Annotated in this window: 17 protein-coding genes; 11 read left to right on the top strand and 6 right to left on the bottom strand. The window is 74.9% G+C overall.

The annotated features are described in order from the left end of the window. The first annotated feature begins 62 nt into the window (after positions 1–62). From AC2A1K_RS07980 to AC2A1K_RS07955, 6 genes are all read left to right on the top strand, one after another. On the top strand, positions 63–485 hold the full coding sequence (locus AC2A1K_RS07980) for a VOC family protein (protein WP_483895771.1): 423 nt from the start codon (positions 63–65) through the stop codon (positions 483–485). Between the two features lie 91 nt (positions 486–576). Further along, entirely contained in the window at positions 577–1,836 is a 1,260-nt protein-coding gene (locus AC2A1K_RS07975) for a GAF domain-containing protein (RefSeq protein WP_483895770.1), read from the top strand. A gap of 51 nt (positions 1,837–1,887) precedes the next feature. Next, complete coding sequence (locus AC2A1K_RS07970; protein WP_483895769.1) at positions 1,888–2,943, top strand: 2,3-butanediol dehydrogenase; 1,056 nt, start codon at positions 1,888–1,890, stop codon at positions 2,941–2,943. A 19-nt stretch (positions 2,944–2,962) separates the two neighbouring features. Continuing rightward, a complete protein-coding gene (locus AC2A1K_RS07965; RefSeq protein ID WP_483895870.1) occupies positions 2,963–3,157 on the top strand; it encodes an SDR family oxidoreductase in 195 nt (64 codons plus the stop codon). Between the two features lie 267 nt (positions 3,158–3,424). Beyond that, the gene (locus AC2A1K_RS07960; RefSeq protein WP_483895768.1) at positions 3,425–3,712 is read left to right on the top strand and encodes a hypothetical protein; all 288 of its coding nucleotides are present in this window, start codon (positions 3,425–3,427) and stop codon (positions 3,710–3,712) included. Between the two features lie 16 nt (positions 3,713–3,728). After that, positions 3,729–5,648, top strand: a complete 1,920-nt coding sequence (locus AC2A1K_RS07955) for an ATP-dependent Clp protease ATP-binding subunit (protein ID WP_483895767.1) — start codon at positions 3,729–3,731, stop codon at positions 5,646–5,648. A 45-nt stretch (positions 5,649–5,693) separates the two neighbouring features. Here the strand turns inward: AC2A1K_RS07955 and glmS are convergent, their stop codons facing one another. The 4 genes from glmS to AC2A1K_RS07935 form a co-directional block, all read right to left on the bottom strand. Further along, positions 5,694–7,505 carry a glutamine--fructose-6-phosphate transaminase (isomerizing) gene (gene glmS / locus AC2A1K_RS07950; protein WP_483895766.1) on the bottom strand — a complete coding sequence of 604 codons (1,812 nt, stop codon included), beginning with the start codon at positions 7,503–7,505 and terminating at the stop codon, positions 5,694–5,696. 13 nt (positions 7,506–7,518) lie between these two features. Then, positions 7,519–7,776: a hypothetical protein gene (locus tag AC2A1K_RS07945; protein WP_483895765.1), complete on the bottom strand. Its 258-nt coding sequence runs from the start codon at positions 7,774–7,776 to the stop codon at positions 7,519–7,521. A 279-nt stretch (positions 7,777–8,055) separates the two neighbouring features. Continuing rightward, positions 8,056–8,901: an ABC transporter permease gene (locus AC2A1K_RS07940; protein WP_483895764.1), complete on the bottom strand. Its 846-nt coding sequence runs from the start codon at positions 8,899–8,901 to the stop codon at positions 8,056–8,058. Beyond that, on the bottom strand, positions 8,898–11,909 hold the full coding sequence (locus AC2A1K_RS07935) for an alpha/beta fold hydrolase (protein WP_483895763.1): 3,012 nt from the start codon (positions 11,907–11,909) through the stop codon (positions 8,898–8,900). The genes AC2A1K_RS07940 and AC2A1K_RS07935 overlap by 4 nt, the downstream gene beginning before the upstream one ends. Before the next feature lie 284 nt (positions 11,910–12,193). Between AC2A1K_RS07935 and AC2A1K_RS07930 the strand changes: the two genes are divergently transcribed. The 4 genes from AC2A1K_RS07930 (at position 12,194) to AC2A1K_RS07915 (ending at position 16,600) form a co-directional block, all read left to right on the top strand. Further along, entirely contained in the window at positions 12,194–13,267 is a 1,074-nt protein-coding gene (locus tag AC2A1K_RS07930; protein ID WP_483895762.1) for a TerC family protein, read from the top strand. 83 nt (positions 13,268–13,350) lie between these two features. Then, complete coding sequence (locus tag AC2A1K_RS07925) at positions 13,351–14,529, top strand: hypothetical protein (protein ID WP_483895761.1); 1,179 nt, start codon at positions 13,351–13,353, stop codon at positions 14,527–14,529. Next, positions 14,526–15,581: an ABC transporter ATP-binding protein gene (locus tag AC2A1K_RS07920; protein ID WP_483895760.1), complete on the top strand. Its 1,056-nt coding sequence runs from the start codon at positions 14,526–14,528 to the stop codon at positions 15,579–15,581. Before AC2A1K_RS07925 ends, AC2A1K_RS07920 begins: the two co-directional genes overlap by 4 nt. Beyond that, positions 15,578–16,600, top strand: coding sequence for an ABC transporter permease (locus tag AC2A1K_RS07915; protein ID WP_483895759.1), 1,023 nt, complete (start codon positions 15,578–15,580; stop codon positions 16,598–16,600). The genes AC2A1K_RS07920 and AC2A1K_RS07915 overlap by 4 nt, the downstream gene beginning before the upstream one ends. A gap of 268 nt (positions 16,601–16,868) precedes the next feature. On the opposite strand, the gene AC2A1K_RS07910 is transcribed toward AC2A1K_RS07915, so the two are convergent. Beyond that, positions 16,869–17,162, bottom strand: coding sequence for a DUF1330 domain-containing protein (locus AC2A1K_RS07910; RefSeq protein WP_483895758.1), 294 nt, complete (start codon positions 17,160–17,162; stop codon positions 16,869–16,871). A gap of 10 nt (positions 17,163–17,172) precedes the next feature. Continuing rightward, on the bottom strand, positions 17,173–18,060 hold the full coding sequence (locus AC2A1K_RS07905) for an esterase/lipase family protein (protein WP_483895757.1): 888 nt from the start codon (positions 18,058–18,060) through the stop codon (positions 17,173–17,175). A 50-nt stretch (positions 18,061–18,110) separates the two neighbouring features. Here AC2A1K_RS07905 and AC2A1K_RS07900 point away from each other — a divergent pair, with 50 nt between their 5' ends. Then, positions 18,111–19,004: an SCO6745 family protein gene (locus tag AC2A1K_RS07900; RefSeq protein ID WP_483895756.1), complete on the top strand. Its 894-nt coding sequence runs from the start codon at positions 18,111–18,113 to the stop codon at positions 19,002–19,004. The last annotated feature ends 2 nt before the right edge of the window (positions 19,005–19,006 follow it).

Genomic DNA, 19,006 nt, shown 5'->3' with positions numbered 1-19,006 from the left:
CCGGGTGGCAGGGGCCGAGTGCCGGACGCGAGCTGTCCGCCACCCCCGCCAGACTGGGCGGCATGGCCATGGGAGTGCAGATCACGTTCGACGCCCACGACACCGTGAAGCAAGCCGAGTTCTGGGCTCTCGCCCTCGACTACGTCGTCCAGCCCCCGCCACCGGGATTCGACAGCTGGTTCGACTTCGCCGAGAAGATCGGCGTCCCGCGCGAGGAGTGGGACCGGCTCAACGCCGTGGTCGACCCGGCGGGCGTGGGGCCGCGCGTGCTGTTCCAGAAGGTGCCCGAGGACAAGACGGTGAAGAACCGCGTGCACCTCGACGTCAACGTCAGCGACGGCGGCGAGGGCCGCAAGGAGCTCGCCCACGCGCACCGCGAGAAGCTCGAGGCGGCCGGCGCCCGGTTCCTGCGCGAGGTCGACGAGCCCACCGGCTGGTGCCTGGTGATGGCCGACCCGGAAGGCAACGAGTTCTGCGTGCAGTGACGCAGCGCCCGGTGAGGCACCCGGTCTATGGCGCCGGTCACGGACACGTGCCTAGGCTGCGGCGAGGTCCGTCGACGCCGAGGAGGAGCCCGTGCCTCACGCCGCCGACAGGGTCTGCGCGGTCACGCGGAGCACCGACCTGCGCCAGCACGCGCGCCTGCTCCACCAGGCTCACGACGCTCGTCTGTCCGGGAGCCGTCCGACGACGCCGCTGCGCCGGGTGGTGAGCCGGTCCTGGGACCGCGTCCTGTCCTACGGTGTCGCGCCGGACGGGCGCGCGCTGGACGACCCCGCGCCGCCGGAGATCGTCGAGCAGCGACGGGCCGCGTCGCCGATCGCGGGCGTCCTCCCGCAGCTGCGGGCGAGCCTCACCGCGGTGGCCGAGGACGCCGAGCACATCATGGTCGTCACCGCCGCCGACGGCTTCGTGCTCTGGCGCGAGGGAGCGGTGCGGGTGGGCCGGCTCGCCGACTCTCTCGGCTTCCTGCCCGGCGCCGACTGGACCGAGGCGTCGGTGGGCACGAACGCCATCGGCACGGCGCTGGCCGAGCACGCCTCGGTGCAGCTGTTCTCCGCCGAGCACTTCGTCCGCGCCCAGCACCCGTGGACGTGCACGGCGAGCCCGATCCACGACCCGAGGACCGGCGAGATGCTCGGCGTCGTCGACCTCTCCGGTCCGGCGCCGACGGTCCACCCGACGACCGTGGCGCTGGTGCACACGGCCGTCCGCCTCGCCGAGACCGGGCTGTGGGCCGCGCACGAGACCCGGCTGGAGAGCCTGCGCGCGGTGGCGGCGCCGGTGCTGGCGCGCCAGACCGGCCCGGCGCTCGTCGTCGACGATCACGGCTGGGTCGCCGCCGCGACGGGCCTGGCGCCGCGCGACCGGGTCGGCGTGCCCCAGGCCGGCGAGGCGATGCTCGTCCACGGGCTGGGGGCGTGCCTGCCCGACCGCGTGCCGGGCGGCTGGCTGCTGCGGCCGTCGGACACCGCGGGGCCGGGCCGGACCCGGCTGCGGCTGGATCTCGACGCGGACCCGCCGGCCGCGCTGGTCGAGGGCCACGAGGTCTGGCGCCACACGCTCGGGCGGCGCCACCTGCAGATCGTCGCCCTGCTGATGCAGGCCGGGAGCGCCGGGCTCGACGCCGCCGCGATCAGCCGCGCGCTCTACGACGACGCCGACCACCTCGTCACCGTGCGGGCCGAGCTCTCCCGGCTGCGCCGCGTCCTCGGGGGCCTGCTCGCCGCGCGCCCGTACCGGATCGCGCCGGGCGTCGAGGTGGTCCCGCCGTCCCCGCAGGACACCGTCCGCCTCTTCGGGAGGCGTGCAACACCGCTGCAACCCTGGTCGTGATCACGGTCACTCTCGTGGGATGGAGCCAGCCCATCCTGCTGGAGGACCCCCATGAAGGCTGCTCGTTTCCACGGCCGGGGTGACGTGCGCGTCGAGGACGTGCCCGAACCCCGTCCCGGCCCCGGCCAGGTCCAGGTCGCCGTCGAGTGGTGCGGCATCTGCGGCACCGACCTGCACGAGTTCCTCGACGGGCCGATCTTCACGCCCACCCCGCAGGCCCCCCACCCGCTGACCGGCGGCGCCATCCCGATCACGCTCGGGCACGAGTTCTCGGGGGTGGTCGCCGGCGTCGGCTCCGGCGTCACCGGGGTCGAGGAGGGCGACCGGGTGGTCGTCGAGCCCTACGACGTGTGCGGGACGTGCGTGGCCTGCCGGGCCGGGCGCTACAACGTGTGCCGCCAGCTGGGGTTCATCGGCCTCGACGGCGACCAGGGCGGGTTCGCCGAGAAGATGGTCGTCGACCAGCGCTGGGTGCACTCCATCGACGGCCTGACCACCGAGCAGGGGGCGCTCGTCGAGCCCCTGGCGGTCGGCTACCACGCCACCAAGCTCTCGGGCATCGAGAAGGGCCAGACCGCCGCGGTGTTCGGCTCCGGCCCGATCGGGCTGGTCACCGCCGCGGCCCTCCGGGCGGCCGGGGCGGGCCAGATCGTCGTCGTCGAGCCCGCCGACGCGCGCAAGGCCAAGGCGCCGGGCGCCGGCGCCGACCACGTCCTCGACCCGACCGAGACGGACGTGCCCGAGGCGATCCGCGAGCTCACGGACGGCGCCGGGGCCGACGTCACGTTCGAGTGCGCGGGGCTCGACCCCGTGCTCGCCCAGGCCGTCGCGTCCACCCGTCCCGGCGGCACCTGCATCAACGTCTCGATCTGGGGCCACCCGGCCACCTTCGACGTCAACTCCCTGGTGTTCTCCGAGATTCGGCTCATCGGCTCGCTCGCCTACGCGGGCCGGCACCCCGAGGTCATCGACCTCATCCGCGACGGCGTCGTCGACGTCGAGCAGTTCATCACCGGCCGCATCGCCCTCGAGGACATCGTCGACCAGGGCTTCCGCGAGCTGATCGACCACAAGGAGACGAACGTGAAGATCCTGGTGCACCCGTGACCGGCGCACAGAGGACGAGATCGACGAGGGCCTCGGCGGCTACCTGGGCACCGGCAACGGCGAGGCGCTGAAGCAGTGCTCGCAGCTCATCGCGCTGGGCCGGGTGCAGACGCCCGAGGACGTCGCGTCGTTCGTCTCGTACCTGGCGAGCCGCGACGCCGACGACATGACCGGCCAGGCGGTGATGATCGACGGCGGGATCGTCATGGTCTGACCCACGGTGGGTGTTCTGCGTCGTCAGAACGATCCAGAGCACCCGCCGTCCGGGCGGCGCGCCCGATTGACCGGGAAGGGAGTGGCGGGGGTAACATGGTCGACATGCAGGCCGCGCGACTTCGTCGTCGAGAGGTAGTACTTCGGCGCGCCGGGTGAGCCAGGGCCCCGGCGCGCACCACCGCTCGCCCCTCCAGGGGCTCGCAGCGGACGACGCCGAGACCTGGCTCGGATCCACGAACACCACCGGATCCCCAGGAGCCCCGTCGTGACCACTCTCGAACCGACTCGCACCGCCCCCGCCCCTCGCCGGGCCTCCCGGCTGCCGCGACCGTTCACCATCCTCACCACCGGCGGGATGCCCGGCGTCATGGATCTCGCCTCGGCGCTCTGCTCGCTCGGCTACCGGGTCCCGGACTTCTCGGTCGACGTCCACGAGGGCGTCTCCTGCTCCTGTGTCCAGTGCACCGTCGCGCTGACCAGCGCCGAGTGCGCCGAGTTCGCCGACCGGGTCCGCACGCTGCCGGGCGTCCTCTCGATCGAGCCCTCCTGCTGACGCGCATCATGGAGGCGTGAGCGACGACGCCCGACGCGACCGCGGATCCGACGGTCCCGGTGGCTGGACCAACCCTCTCGAGGAACTGATCGGCCGGCTCGTCGAGGGCTTCGGTGATCTCGGGCAGCAGGGTGGCGACGATCCGGGGCGCCCGCGGGGCGACAGCCGGACGCCCGTCCTGGACCGTTTCGGCCGCGACCTCACCGCCACGGCCCGTGCCGGGCGTCTCGACCCCGTGGTCGGCCGCGAGCGCGAGGTCGCCGCCGTCCTCGAGATCCTCGGGCGACGCACCAAGAACAACCCCGTGCTGGTGGGCGACCCGGGGGTCGGCAAGACCGCGATCGTCGAGGGGATCGCGGCCAAGATCGCCGCCGGCACGGTGCCCGGGGCGGCGGGGCGGCGCGTCGTCGCTCTCGACCTCGCGGGGCTCGTCGCCGGGACGAAGTACCGCGGGGAGTTCGAGGAGCGGCTGCGGCGGCTGGTCGACGAGGTCACGGCGACCGAGCGCGCGGTGATCCTCTTCCTGGACGAGGTGCACACGGTCGTCGGGGCCGGCGCCGGGGTCGAGGGCACGATGGACGCCGCCGACATCCTCAAGCCCGCGCTCGCGCGCGGCGAGCTGCAGGTCGTCGGGGCGACGACGCTGGAGGAGTACCGCCGCCACGTCGAGTCCGACCCGGCGCTGGAGCGGCGCTTCGCCCCGATCACCGTCGACGAGCCGAGCGTCGACCAGACGGTCGCGATCCTCGACGGGTTGCGGGCGCGCTACGAGGAGCACCACGGGGTGCGGCTTCCCGAGGACGCCCGCCGCGCCGCCGTCGAGCTCACCGCGCGCCACGTCCGCGACCGCTTCCTGCCCGACAAGGCCATCGACGCCCTCGACACCGCGGCGGCGCGCGTACGGCTGCGGCGCGGCGAGGACCCGGGGGCGTCCGCGACGGTGTCGGTCACCGACGTCGCCCAGGTCGTCGCCGACCGCACCGGCCTGCCGGTCGCCCACCTCACCGACTCCGAGCGCACGCGCCTGCTCGGGCTCGCCGACCACCTGCGCCGGCGGGTCGTCGGCCAGGACCACGCGCTCGAGGCGGTCACCGACGCGGTGCTCGCCGGGCGGGCGGGCATGGGCCAGCCGGGCCGGCCGGTGGCGTCGTTCCTGTTCGCCGGGCCCACGGGGGTCGGCAAGACCGAGCTCGCCCGCGCGCTGGCCGAGGCGCTGCACGGGTCCGACGAGCGTCTCGTGCGCCTCGATCTCGGGGAGTTCCGCGAGGCGCACACCGTCAGCCGTCTCACGGGCGCGCCGCCGGGCTACGTCGGGCACGACCGGCCCGGCGAGCTCACCGAGGCGTTGCGGCGCACGCCGTCGTGCGTGGTGCTACTCGACGAGATCGAGAAGGCCCACCCCGACGTGCTGGCGCTGCTGCTCGGGGTCCTCGACGCCGGGCGGCTCACCGACGGGCGCGGGCGCACCGTGTCGTTCGCCGACGCCGTCGTGATCATGACCAGCAACCTCGGCGCGGCCGCCCTGACCGAGGGTCGCGACCCCGACGATGCCCGCGCGAGCGTGCTCGCCGCCCTCGCGCGCGCCCTGCGCCCGGAGTTCCTGGGGCGCGTCGACGAGGTCGTGCTGTTCACGCCGCTCGACCACGACGCCCGGCGGGCCGTGGTCGAGCTCCTCCTCGACGGGACCCGCGAGCGCCTCGCCGCCCAGGACGTCGGGTTGACGGTGACGCCCGCGGCCGTCGACGTCCTCGTCGCCCGCGGCCACGATCCCGCGCTCGGCGCCCGCCCGATGCGGCGCGCCGTCACCCGGGACGTCGACCGGGCCCTGTCGCGGCGGATCGTGGCCGGGGCCCTGCGCCCGGGCGGGCACGCGACCGTCGACGCGCCCGACCCGGACGGCCCCCTCACGCTCGAGGTGGGCCTCCCGCCCACGTGAGCACTTTCCGGGCCCATGGGCCCGGAAAGTGCTCACGAGCGGGCGCTACTCCACCGTGACGCTCTTGGCGAGGTTGCGGGGCTTGTCGATGTCGCGGCCCAGCACCGCGGCGCAGTGGTACGCCAGCAGTTGCAGCGGGACGCCGAGCAGGATCGGGTCGAGCTCGGGCTCGAGGCGCGGCACGCGCAGCACGGCGTCGGCGAGCCCGTCGGGCAGCTGGGCGTTGGTCACGGCGATGACCGGCCCGCCGCGGGCGCGGATCTGCTCGATGGTGCTGATGTTCTTGGCCAGCAGCTCGTCGTCGGGGACGACCACCACGCAGGGCATGGAGGCGTCGACGAGCGCGAGCGGCCCGTGCTTGAGCTCCGCGGCCGCGTACGCCTCGGCGTGCACGTAGGAGATCTCCTTGAGCTTCTGCGCGCCCTCGCGGGCGACCGCCGCCCCGCGCACCCGGCCGAGGTAGAACATCGAGCGCGCGTCCGCGTAGCGCTTGGCCACCTCGGCGACCTCCTCGGAGGTCGTCAGTGCCGTCTCGACGGCGTCGGGGAGCCGCCGCAGGCCCTCGACGAGCCGCGTGCCGTGCGCCGCGGAGAGGTCCCGGACGCGGCCGAGCAGCAGCGCGAGCAGCGTGAACGACGTCGCCATCGAGCTGAACGCCTTCGTCGAGGCCACCGATACCTCCGGCCCGGCGTGCAGGAACATCCCGGCGCCGCACTGGCGCGCGATCGCCGAGCCGATGACGTTGACGACGCCGACGACCCGCCCGCCCTTGCGCTGGAGCTCCTCGACGGCGGCGAGCGTGTCGATGGTCTCGCCGGACTGGCTGACCGCGACGTAGAGCGTCTCGGGATCGACGAGCGGGTTGCGGTAGCGGAACTCGCTGGCCTGCTCGGCGTCGGCGGGGATCCGGGCGAGCTCCTCGACGAGGCCCGCCCCGATCTGCCCGGCGTAGAGCGCGGACCCGCACCCCAGGAACGTCACGCGCCGGATGCCGCGCAGCTCCCGCGGGTCGAGGTGCATTCCGTCGAGGCGGGCGGTGGCGAAGCGCGTGTCGAGTCGCCCGGCCAGGACGCGGCGCAGGGCCGCCGGCTGCTCGTGGATCTCCTTGGACAGGAAGTCCTCGTGGCCGTCGAGCTCGTAGTCGGCGTCGTCGACGTCCACCGTGGTGGGCGGGCCGAGCCGCGAGCCCTCGTAGCCGGCGGCGGTCAGCGTCGCGAGCTCGCCGTCGGCGAGGAAGACGACCTGGCGGGTGTGCCGTACGAGCGCGGCGACGTCGGAGGCGACGAACATCTCGCCGTCCCCGAGGCCGAGCACGATCGGGCTGCCGTTGCGGGCGACGACGAGCTCGTCGGGGTTGCGGGCGTCGAGCACGACGAGCCCATAGGTGCCCTCGACGACGCGCAGGGTCTCGCGGACGGCCTCCTCCAGCGAGCTCGACCCGCCGTCCAGGGCCCGCGCGACGAGGTGCGGGAGAACCTCGGTGTCGGTGTCCGACTTGAGCGTCACGCCCTCGGCGGTCAGCTTGGCGCGCAGCTCGTCGGCGTTCTCGAGGATGCCGTTGTGCACGACGGCGATGCGCCCGGCCGCGTCCGTGTGCGGGTGGGCGTTGCGCTCACTCGGCTCGCCGTGGGTGGCCCAGCGGGTGTGGGCGATGCCGGTGCGCCCGGGCGAGTCGTCCTCGCCGACCGCGGCGCGCAGGTCGTCGACGCGGCCGACCGACCGGGTGGTGCGCAGGGACTTGCGGTGGGCGACGGCCAGACCTGCCGAGTCGTACCCGCGGTACTCCAGGCGCGTGAGCCCGTCGACCAGGATCTTGGTCGCCGGTCGAGGGCCGACGTACCCCACGATGCCGCACATGATCGATTCCCCTCTATCCGTAGACCATCCGTCGCAGGCGCCGCTCGCTGATCTCGCCAGGGGCGACCGGGCGGTGCGCGAGCTCGTCGGCGATCACCGCCCAGATCTCGGCGTTCTTGCGTTCGCGGGCCTGCAGCTCCCGGTGGCGCCGCCGCACGAACTCCTCGGTGGTCTCCGAGTAGTAGGCGACGACGTCGGCCACCACGCGGGCGGCGACCTCCCCGGGAAGACCCGTCGACGCGGCGACATGGCGCACGAGTTCGGGGTCCACGAGAAGCGAGGGTGCCTCGCTGACGCGATTCAGGCCAGTTTTCTGCCCGATAACGGGCAGAAAATGGCACTTGGTGCAGTGAGTGACCCGCGATGGTGCGGCTCATGACATCACTGACCAGTCGCCGACGTGCGCGGCGGCGGCGCCTGCGGACCGTGCCTCTCGCGATGCGGGCCGGTGCGACACGCCCGGGCGCACGCCGCCGCAGCGAGCGTGTGGCGATCCTGGCGTCAGATGCCAGCGACGCCGCATCGCTGGCACACCCGTGTGCCGGGCGGGCTAGCTGGTGATGTCCTTGCGGCGGAACCACCAGACTGCTGTCGCGCCGAAGGCGATGCACCACACCAAGGCCGACAGGATGCCGCGGGCGAGGTCGGTGCCGTCGACGTCGAGGGTGAGCAGGTCGGCGAAGGCGAAGACCTCGTGGGTCGGGAGGAGGTTGCGCAGCGAGCCCAGCGCGTCGACCGTGTCGAGGATCTGGGACAGGATCGACACGAGCACCGCCCCGCCGACCGCGCCGAGCGGGGCGTCGGTCACCACCGAGAGCAGGGTCGCCACCCCCGCCACCCAGAGCAGGTGGACCGCCAGGTAGACCACGGCGAGCAGGATGCGCACGAGCGCCGTGCCGTACGGGAGCGACTCGCCGGTGGGGGAGAGGTAGTCGCCGGCCCCGTAGACCAGGGTCCCGAGCAGGACGGCCACCACCGGCAGCACGATCAGCGTGGTCAGCGACAGGATCGCCGCCACGATCGCCTTCTGCCGCAGCAGGCGCACCCGCGGCACGGGGATCGCGAGCAGGTAGCGCAGCGACGACCACGAGGCCTCGCTGGCGATCGTGTCGCCGAAGAACAGCGCCACGACCACCACGAGCAGGAAGCTCGCCGAGGAGAACAGCGCGAAGACCGCGAAGTTCGGCCCCGACGCCTGGGCGAGGTCGGTGAGGCTCGTGGCGGCGGCGCCGGGCGAGGGGTCGTCGCCGACCGAGAACGCGATCCAGAGGATCACCGGCAGCAGCGCGAACAGCGCCAACGTCACCTGGGTGCGCCGGCGTCGCCACTGGCGCAGGAGCTCGACACGCACGGGCAGCGTGCGCGCCTCCTCCACGGGTGTCGTCATGACGGTCATGACCGCGCCCCCTCCTCCCCGATCAGCGCCAGGAACGCGTCCTCGAGGCGGCGGCGCGGGCCGACCCCGCGGACGTCGTGACCCGCCTCCACCAGTGTCCGCACCACGTCGGCCTGGTCGGTGCCGTGCAGGTCGACGAGCACGATGCCCGCGTCGCCCGGGTCCGGCTCAACACCCACGCCGTTGCGCCCGCGCAGGACGGCGACGGCGTCGTCGCGGCGGCCCGGGTCGACGGTGACCGCGACCTGCCCGCCGGCCACCAGCTCGGCGACCTCGCCGGTCGCGACGACCTTGCCCCGGTGCATGACGACCACGTGGTCGCACGTCTGCTCGACCTCGGCGAGGAGGTGGCTGGACACGAGGACGGTGCGGCTGCGCTCCTGGGTCGAGCTCCGCGGCCCTGTCGGCGTGCTCCCCTCGACGTCTCCCGGGCCGCCACGCGCGTAGGAGCGCAGCACCTCGCGCATCGCGTGGATCTGGGGCGGGTCGAGGCCGTTGGTGGGCTCGTCGAGGACGAGCAGGTCGGGCAGCCCGAGCATCGCCTGGGCGATGGCGAGCCGCTGGCGCATGCCCTGGCTGTAGGTGCGCACGGTCCGGTCGACGGCCGCGCCCAGCCCGGCGATCTCCAGGGCCTCCTCGAGGTGCGCGTCCTGCGCCGGGCGGCCGGTGGCGGCCCAGTACAGCTCGAGGTTGGCGCGCCCGGACAGGTGCGGCAGGAACCCCGCGCCCTCGACGAACGCGCCGACGCGGCCCAGCACGGGCGCGCCGGCGGTGACCCGGCGCCCGAAGATCCGCAGCTCGCCGGCCGTCGGGGCGATGAGGCCGAGCAGCATGCGCAGCGTCGTCGTCTTCCCGGCGCCGTTGGGCCCGAGCAGGCCGAGCACCTGGCCGCGCTCGACGGTGAACGAGACGTCGTCGACGGCGACGAGCCCGCTCCCGCCCCGGAACCCCGAGGTGAAGGACTTCGACAGCCCGCGCACCACCAGCGGCGTGTCGGCCAGCTCCTCATCGAGGGCGAGCGCGCCGCCGGGCTCGAGGTCGCGGCGACGCCGGCGCGCGGCGAGGACCCGCGCGACCAACCACGTCACGAGGACGCCGAGCACCAGCACGCCCGCCGCGACGAGCGGGGCCAGCGGCACCGAGGTCCCGCTGCGCACGTCGCCGGGCACCGTCGGCACGGACAGCGAGGCGTCGGACGCCAGCCCGATCCGGTGCACCGCGGGCGCGGTGGCCGCGGCGTACGCCTGGTCGGTGGTCGACAGGACGACCTCCAGCCGGTGCCCCGCGGCGAGCGTCGCCACCACAGCGGGGAGGCTGACCGTCACCTCGGTCGGCGTCGGCCCGGGCGCGGGCAGGCGCAGCGGCGAGACGGCGCTGCCCAGCAGCGTGCGGGTCCCGGGCGTTGCCCCACCGGTGTCGGCCCCGCCGGCGGTCACGTCGTAGACCTTGGCGAACAGCACGGGCTCGCCCGTCGGCCGGCCGGGCACCGAGGAGACCGCCACTCGGACCTGCGGGGCGCCGGCGACGACCGTGCGCGCGGGCAGCGGGTCGGTCGAGAACCGCGCCGCCTGCCCGGGGAGATCCGCGGCGAGCCGGCCGACGAGCGCGGACGCGCCCCCGGAGCCGCCCCCGGAGCCGCCCCCGGAGCCGCCCCCGGAGCCGCCACCGCCCGAGCCGCCCCCGGAGTCACCCGAGTCGTCATCGTCGTCCCCGGTCCCCGAGCCGGACCCCGAGCCGCCCGCCGCGCTCCCGGCGAGCGCCGCGAGCCCGGGCACCGAGGAGATCGCCGACGGCGCCCCGCCCGCCGGGGCGACGACGTCCTGCGGGTCGCCGTGCAGCGCCAGCGGCGTACGCGCCGTGCCACCCGCCCCGTCGAGACCGGGGTAGACGCTCGCGGTGATCGTGCGCTGGGTGGGCGCGCTGCGCGCCTGCACCCCGGAGGGCACGACGTAGGTGAACGCCGTGCCCGGGTCCGGGGCGGTCCCGGCGAGGTGGTGGTCGAACCACGCCTCCATGCGCTCGGTGGTGCGCCGATCCGGCCCGCCGCCGTCGTGGCCGCCGGCGAACCAGCTCACCGCGACCGTGCCTCCGCCGGCCGCGATCTGGCGCGCGGTGGCGTCGGCCTGGTCGAGCCCGAAGAGCGTGTCCCGCTCGCCCTGCACGAGCAGGGTCGGCGCGGTGATGCGGTCGGCGACGCTGGCCGGCGAGGCGCGGGTGAAGAAGCTCGCGAGGTCGGCGGGCTCGCGGCCGGAGGTGGCGGCGGCCACGTACCCGGCGCACACCTCGGGCAGGAACCGCCCGCACACCTGCGGGGCGTCCTGCTCCTGCCCGGGGGCGGGGCGCGAGCCGCTGCTGAAGAACAGCGCCGACCATGCGCGCTTGAACACCCCGTCGGCACCGCCGGCGCTCGCCGCGGGCGTGGTCGCGGGGTCCGCCCCGCCCCGGTTCGGGAACAGTGCCTGGCCGAGGTCGTTCCAGGTGATCATCGGGATGGTGGCGTCGACGCGGCGGTCGTACCCGGCGAGCAGCAGCGAGAGCGCCCCGCCGTACGACGCGCCGGTCACGCCCACGCGCGGGTCGCCGGGCCCGTCCTGGCGCACGTCCGGGCGGGCGGCGAGCCAGTCGACGAGCTGCTGGGCGTCGGCGACCTCGTACTCGGGGGAGTTGAGCGCGATCTGCCCGGTGCTGTTCCCGAAGCCGCGCGCCGACCAGGCCAGCGCCACGTAGCCCCGTTCGGCCCAGGTGCGTGCCTCGTCGGCCACGGACTGCTTGCTCCCACCGAAACCGTGCGCGACGAGCACCGCAGGCGCCGGCCCCGACGTCCCCGGAAACCACAGCGTGGCGTCGAGGCTCTGGGGCTGGTCGCGCGCGGGACCGTCGCGCACGTCGATGCGGATGTCCTCGCTGCGCACGGCGCCGCCGGTCGGCGGGGCGGCGGCGACCGTCGAGAGCCCGAGCAGTCCGACGGCGAGCACGACCCCGAGGACCCGGAGCGGGCGGCTGATCACCCGCGCACGGTAACCCTCACGGTCTGTGCCGGTCGTGAGCAACCGACTCCCGGGCCCGGTGGTGCGCAGTGCCACTCGGGGCCCTGTCGCGCCGAGTTCACGCAGGTGACACACTCGGTCGCGGAGGGGAGTATCCCCGCGCGTCGGCCTCGTCAACACGGCCGCCGGGACGGTCGCCAGACCGGAGCCGGTGCCCGGGGCCGCCGGTCACCGATCTCAGGTGGCGGGAGAGACCTCCGGTGCTCACGTCTGCCCTGACGTCGCCGGAGATGGAGTTCTCTCGCATGTACGTACCGTTCTGGGTCTGGGGCCTCACCATCGCGGGACTGCTGGCCGTCCTCGCCCTCGACCTGGCGATCGTCGGCCGCCGGCCCCACGAGGTGAGCGTCCGCGAGGCGGCCCGCTGGGTCGGCGTCTACATCGGGCTCGCCGCGCTCTTCGCGCTCGGCCTGTTCCTCGTGGCCGGGCGGGATCCTGCGACGGCCTTCGTGGCCGGGTACATCACCGAGTACTCGCTCTCGGTCGACAACCTCTTCGTCTTCCTGCTGATCATGAGCGCGTTCGCGGTGCCGAAGGTGTACCAGCACCGCGTCCTGCTCTTCGGCATCCTCATCGCGCTCGTGCTGCGGGGTGCCTTCATCCTCGCCGGCGCCGCGGTCATCGAGCGGTTCAGTTGGGTCTTCTACCTGTTCGGCGCGTTCCTCGTGCTCACCGCGATCAAGGTCGTGATGGAGGGGGACGAGGACGAGGAGTTCCAGGAGAACGCCGCGCTGCGTCTCGTGCGCCGCGTGCTGCCCGTCACCGACGACTACGTCGGTTCCCGCTCGGTGGTGCGCGACCGCGACGCGAAGGGCCGCCTGCGGTGGATGGCCACGCCGATGCTCATGGTCATGATCGCGATCGGCATGACCGACCTGCTGTTCGCGCTCGACTCGATCCCCGCGATCTTCGGGCTGACCCGCGACCCCTACATCGTCTTCACCGCGAACATGTTCGCGCTGATGGGCCTGCGGCAGCTCTACTTCCTCCTGGGTGGGCTGCTCAAGAAGCTCGTCTACCTCTCGTACGGGCTCGGCGTGATCCTCGCCTTCATCGGCGTGAAGCTCGTCCTCGAGGCCCTGCACACCAACACGGTGCCGTTCATCAACGGCGGCGAGCCCCTGGGCGTCCCGACGATCGGGATCGAGCTCTCCCTGGCCGTGATCGTGGGTGTGCTCCTGCTCACCACCATCATCAGCGTGATCAGGGTGCGCTACTTCCCCGGCGAGTCCTCGGAGGACGCGCCGCCGCAGGCCGTGGAACAGGGGACCGACCAGGAGCGCGCCTCGACCGGCGCCCCCCGGTCGACCCCGTCCTGAGGCGTGTCCTGACGCCCCACCCACCGTCGCCGCGGTTCGGTGGCACCCTCGATGAGGGATGAGCGAGGGGAGTCGGGACGCGGGTGGCGGGACTGTCGGGGCTGGACTTCTCGGAACGGGGCGTCTCGGAACGGGGCTCGTCGGAACCGGGCTGGCCGGGGCGCCGCACGTGGCGCTGGGCCGTGGTGGCCGTGGTGGCGGCGCTCCTCGTGGGTGTCCCCGCCGCGATCGCGGCCCGGCCCGGTGACGCCCGCGCCGACCCGGCCCAGCTGCGCGACCGGATCGCCGCGTCCACCGACCGCCCCTGGACCGGGTACGCCGAGGCCCGCGCGGCCCTGGGACTGCCGCGCATCGCCCAGCTCTCCGACGTGACCACGCTGCTGTCGGGCGTGACGCGGATGCGTGGCTGGTACGCCGCACCGGACCGGGCGCGCTACGACGTGCTCTCGCCGGTGGGGGAGCGCGACCGGTACGTCAGTCCGGACGGGCAGGCGGTGTGGGACTACGGCGCGGAGCTACTGACCGTCGTCGCCCGTGACCCGAGGGTCCGCCTGCCCCGCCCCGAGGACCTCGTGCCACCCGAGCTGGCGCGCCGCCTGCTGTCCGGGACGGCGGCGAGCGACCCGGCGAGCGAGCTGCCCGCGCGGCGGGTGGCCGGGGTCGACGCGGCCGGGGTGCGCGTCACGGTCGCGGACCCCGAGACCACCGTCGGCGCCGTGGACGTGTGGGCCGACCCGGGGACGGGGCTGCCGGTGGCGGTGGAGGTGCGGGCCAAGGGTGTCGCCGACCCGATGATCACGACCGCGTTCGGCGAGCTCGAGCAGGGCCCGCCCGACCCCGCCGCGCTGACTCCCCGGCGGGGCCCGGGCGCCGGTGTGACCCGCAGCCCCACCTCGGATCTGTTCGGGGTGCTCGGGCGCGGCGACGGGCGGACGCTGCCCGACACCCTCGCCGGCCGGGAGCGCGAGGCGCCGGAACGCGGTTTCGCGGCGCTCGGGCAGTACGGCACGACGCTCGGCCAGCTCGTCGCGGTGCCGCTGCCGCCCGACCTCGCCGGCACCCTGCTCGCGGGCATCGACCGCGCCGGTGCCGGACGCACGCTGACGGTCCAGGGCCAGGGCTCGGCGCTGGAGACCCCGCTGCTGACGCTCGCCGTGGTGCGCAGCGACGACGGCGCGCGCGCCTGGGCCCTGGCGGGGCTCGTGCCACCGGCCGCGATCGACAGCGGCGCCGCCGACCTGCTGGCGGGAGGCCGACAGTGAGCCGGGGGACGGAGCGTCCACGGGAGCACGCCGATCGGGGAGCTCGACCCGTCGACACAGGGCTCGTCATCGAGACCCGCGGCCTGACCAAGCGCTTCGGCCACCACGTGGCCGTCGACGACGTCGACCTGCACGTCGCCGAGGGCGCGCGCTACGGCTTCCTCGGCCCCAACGGGTCGGGCAAGACGACCATGGTCCGGATGCTGCTCGGCCTGGTGTACGCCACGCGCGGCGAGATCACGGTGCTGGGTCGGCCGGTGCCGTCGCGGGTGGCCGAGGTGCTGCCGGAGATCGGCGCGATGGTCGAGGGCCCGGCGGCCTACCCGCACCTGTCCGGGCGGGCCAACCTCGCGCTGCTGGACGCGGCCGGTCCGCGGCGCCGTCGCCACGGACGCCGGCGCCACCGCATCGAGGAGGTGCTCGAGCGCGTCGGGCTCGGGGCGATCGACCGGCGTCCCGTGCGGGCCTACTCGCTCGGCATGCGCCAGCGTCTCGGGCTGGCCGGCGCGCTGCTCGACCAGCCGCGGCTGCTCGTGCTCGACGAGCCCACCAACGGGCTCGACCCCCACGGCATCCGCGAGGTGCGCGACCTGCTGATCGAGCTCAACGAGGCCGGGACGACCGTGTTCCTGTCCAGCCACCTGCTGTCCGAGATCGAGGCGCTGTGCACGACGGTCGGCGTCGTCGACCGCGGCCGGCTGGTGCTCGAGGACGACCTGGACGCGGTGCGCGGCCCGACCGGTCGGCTGGTCGTCCGGACCCCCGATCCGGACGCCGCGGCCCGGCTGCTCGGGCGGGCGGTGGCCGAGCGCTACGACCACACCCTCGTCGTCGACGCCGCCCCGGGCGGCCCGCCGGCGCTCGCACGCCACCTGGTCGAGCACGGTGTCCCGCTCGACGGGCTCGTCGAGCAGCGCCGGAGCCTGGAGGACGTGGTGGTGTCGCTGACGGGGCCGGGGTCGGACACGCAGCGTTCAAGGGAGCCCGCCGATCGGGGAGCTGGACCGTCGAGTTCCGATACGCAGCGGCGTCGGAACGGGGTGCCCCCGTGATCGGTGTCGAGCTGACCAAGCTGGTCCGCCGCCCCCGGACGTGGGTCGCGGTCGGCCTGCTGTGCCTGCTGCCCACGATCGTCGCGATCTTCCTCGCGACGACGCGCATCTCGCCGCCACCCGGGCAGGGCGCGGCGTTCCTGTCGGCGGTCCTGCAGTCCGGGTCGCTGTACCCCGCGGCCGCGCTCGCGCTGGTGCTGCCGATCTTCCTGCCGGTCGCGGTGGCGGTGATCGCGGGCGACTCGGTGGCCGGCGAGTCGTCGCAGGGGACGCTGCGCTACCTGCTCGTGCGCCCGGTGCGACGCACGTCGCTGCTGCTCGCCAAGCTCGTCGCGGTCGTGGTGTTCGTCGTGGGCTCGGTGCTCGCGGTGGCGGGCAGCTCCTACGTGGTCGGGGTATCGCTGTTCGGGGCGGGCGACCCGGTGGCGGTGGTGCGGGCGCTGCCCGAGGTCACCGGCGGCAGCGACGCCGTGGCCGGGAGCGGCCCGGAGGCGACACCCCCGCCCGGGGGCGGCGGGCAGGTCGGCGGCTCCGACGCCTCGTCGGGCGGCCAGGCCGGCGCGCAGCGGCCCGGTGCGGACACCGGCGACACCACCGCCGTCGACCCCGACGCCGCCCGGGAGCGCGAGCAGGCCTCGGTGTCGTCGCTGTCGGGGGAGGCGCTCTCACCCGCCGACCTCGCCGCCCGCCTGCTCGGCGCGATGGGCTACGTGACGGTGTCGATGCTCGGCGTCGCGGCCATCGCGCTGTTCCTCTCGACGGTCACCGCGTCCTCCCTGGGCGCCACCCTCGGCGCCCTGGCCGCGCTGATCACGAGCCAGGTGCTGGTCAGCCTCGACGCGGCCGCGTCGGTCACCCCGTACCTGCCGACCCGCTACTGGCTGGCATGGGTCGACTTCTTCCGCGATCCGATCTTCCTGCGCGACATCACCGCCGGGCTCTGGCTCCAGGCCGGCTACGTCGTGGTCCTGATGCTGGCGGCGTGGGCGAACTTCACCACGAAGGACGTCACGAGCTGACCCGTTGGCGGGCGGCCGTCGTGCGAGCGATGCGGCATCGCTGGCATGTGACGCCAGGATCGCCACATCCTCGCTGCGCGACACGCCGCGTGCCGGAGATCCGGCGGGTAGCCCGTGCTCGCCGAGTTCTCCGGCGACGAACCCGCCGCCCGGCCGGGCTGGTCGCGGGCCATCGCCACACGATGGCTCGAGCTCGCCGACGACCTGCTCCGGCACCTGCCCGAGACGCACGCCGCCACGGGCATCGGTGGTCTCGGGGGAGGACGGGCTACTCCACGCCGTTCACCACGCGGATCTCGCGGGTCGCGCCGTCGCCGAGCGCCTCGAGGGCCCGCTGGTACGCGGGGGAGTGGTACGCCGCGACGGCCGCGTCCGCGGAGGGGAACTCGATGACCGTGATCCGCGGGGTGTCGGCGCCCTCGAGCACGGCGGCCGGCTCACCGCGGGCGAGGAATCGTCCCCCGCCCGCCAGCATCGCCGGCCCCGCGAGCTCGACGTAGGCCGCGAGCTTCTCGCGATCGTGGATGGCCGTGAACGTGTTGATCCAGTAGGCGCGAGGCACGCTCGCGACCCTAGGACGACCCCGAGGCCCCCTCGGAGCGCAGCGCGTCGCACTGGTCCGGGTCGGCGGTGGGAAGGGGACCGGTCCCGAGGCCGCGGAGCACCAGCCCGACCGCGAGCGGGTCGCTCGGCAGCCGTGAGTGCACGATCGTCGCATCGGAGCACACGTCCTGGAGGCGCACGGCGTCGGTGCCGGGGAGCTCGGCGGAGTCGGGCGGCGTGACGGTCTCGTCGTCGGCGGTCCAGAGCGAGAGCCACGGCAGGTCCGGTGGTGCGGTCGCCAGGCCGGTGAGCAGCGCGCTGCCCGGGGCGAGCTGCTGGCAGGCGCGTGGGCAGGCCCCCGGCACGAGCGCGCCCCCGGCGGCCGCCAGCTCCGCGCCGCGCAGCGGCGACCCCAAGGTCACCACCCGCCGCACGGCGGGCGCGGTGCGCCCCCGGTCGAGGTAGACGCGGGTGGCGACCCCGCCGGCCGAGTAGCCGACGACGTCCACCGACGGCTCGCCGTCGTCGAGGAGCCCGCGCACGGTGTCGTCGATCGCGGCGCCCTGGGCCACGAGGTCGCCGGTGCCGCCGGAGGGCAGCTCGACGATCACGGCCCGCCGTCCCTCGGCGCGCAGCCGCTCGGTGAGGCCGATGAACGCCGCGCGGTTGCCGCCGTAGCCGGGCACGAGGACGACCGCCCCCGGGACGTCGGGGGCGGCGCGCGGCGGGACGCGGTACTGGTGGGCGACGCCGAGGCCCACGAGCACGGCGAGCACCGCCGCGATCGCGAGCAGCGCGAGCACGAAGGCGCGCCGGCGCGGGGCCAGCCCGCCGAGCGGGGCCCGCTCGGGCCAGGATGCCGGGAGACGGAGCATCGAGGAGAGCGCGCCGAGAGGGGAGCGCGACCCGTGCGGCATGTCCCCAGTGTGCCGGTGGCGTCGCGGCGGTCCCGTGAGACGGTGGGGCCGTGGCCGCACCCACCGACACCGTCGCGCCCGCCGACGCCGCCGTCCTCGCGAAGCGCCTCGAGCCCCTCCACTCGATGATCTACTTCGTTCCCGAGGTGGGCGAGGAGCTCAAGGAGATCGGCGTCCGCCCCCGCGACCAGTACTTCGCCCAGCGCGCCGCCCCGATGGGCGCGGTCGGTCCCGGGCTCGTCGCGGCGACGTTCTTCAACTTCAACCCGGCCCTGATCGCCCGCACGGTGCCCGGCGTCTGGGCGTCCGCGTCACCCGGCGACATCGTCAACGCCCGCCTGCGCGCCGCCGACCGCGCGCTGCGCCGCTTCCTCGGCGACGAGGTGTCGTCGGCGGCCGTGACGGAGTCGGCCACCCTCGCCCGTCGCGCCCTCGAGGGCGCGACGCCCGAGGACCGCCCGCTCTACGCCGGCCACGCCGACCTGCCCTGGCCCGACGAGCCGCACCTCGCCCTCTGGCACGCCGTGACGCTCCTGCGCGAGCACCGCGGCGACGCGCACCTGCACGCGCTGGTCTCGGCCGGGCTGTCCGGTCTCGAGGCGCTGGTCACCCACGTCGCCACGGGGACGGGCTTCACGGTCGCGTTCGCGCAGCAGAGCCGCGGCTGGTCGCCCGAGCAGTGGGCGGACGCCAAGGGCGCTCTCGCCGAGCGCGGCCTCATGGACGGCCCCGACACCAATGCCCTCACCGCTGCGGGGGAGGAGCTGCGCCGCGAGATCGAGGACCACACGACGCGCATGTCCCTCGGCCCCTGGCGCCGGCTCGGCGGCGAGGGGACGGCCCGCCTCGCCGAGGTGTCCGCGCCGCTGTCCAAGGCGGTCCTGCCCGCCTTCGCCGTCGACGGCGTGTTCGCGCCGAGGTCGCCGCGCGCCCGGAAGGCCTGACG

Source organism: Actinomycetospora sp. 2LY8.5 (assembly GCF_057180585.1).
Note: the sequence above shows the minus strand (reverse complement) of the source record. Positions and strands in the feature narration are given on the sequence as shown.

Coding starts and splice junctions, on each gene's coding strand:
- AC2A1K_RS07980 (WP_483895771.1), top strand. CDS start 63: ATGGCCATGGGAGTGCAGATCACGTTCGACGCCCACGACACCGTGAAG.
- AC2A1K_RS07970 (WP_483895769.1), top strand. CDS start 1,888: ATGAAGGCTGCTCGTTTCCACGGCCGGGGTGACGTGCGCGTCGAGGAC.
- glmS (WP_483895766.1), bottom strand. CDS start 7,505: ATGTGCGGCATCGTGGGGTACGTCGGCCCTCGACCGGCGACCAAGATC.
- AC2A1K_RS07940 (WP_483895764.1), bottom strand. CDS start 8,901: ATGACCGTCATGACGACACCCGTGGAGGAGGCGCGCACGCTGCCCGTG.
- AC2A1K_RS07930 (WP_483895762.1), top strand. CDS start 12,194: ATGTACGTACCGTTCTGGGTCTGGGGCCTCACCATCGCGGGACTGCTG.
- AC2A1K_RS07905 (WP_483895757.1), bottom strand. CDS start 18,060: ATGCCGCACGGGTCGCGCTCCCCTCTCGGCGCGCTCTCCTCGATGCTC.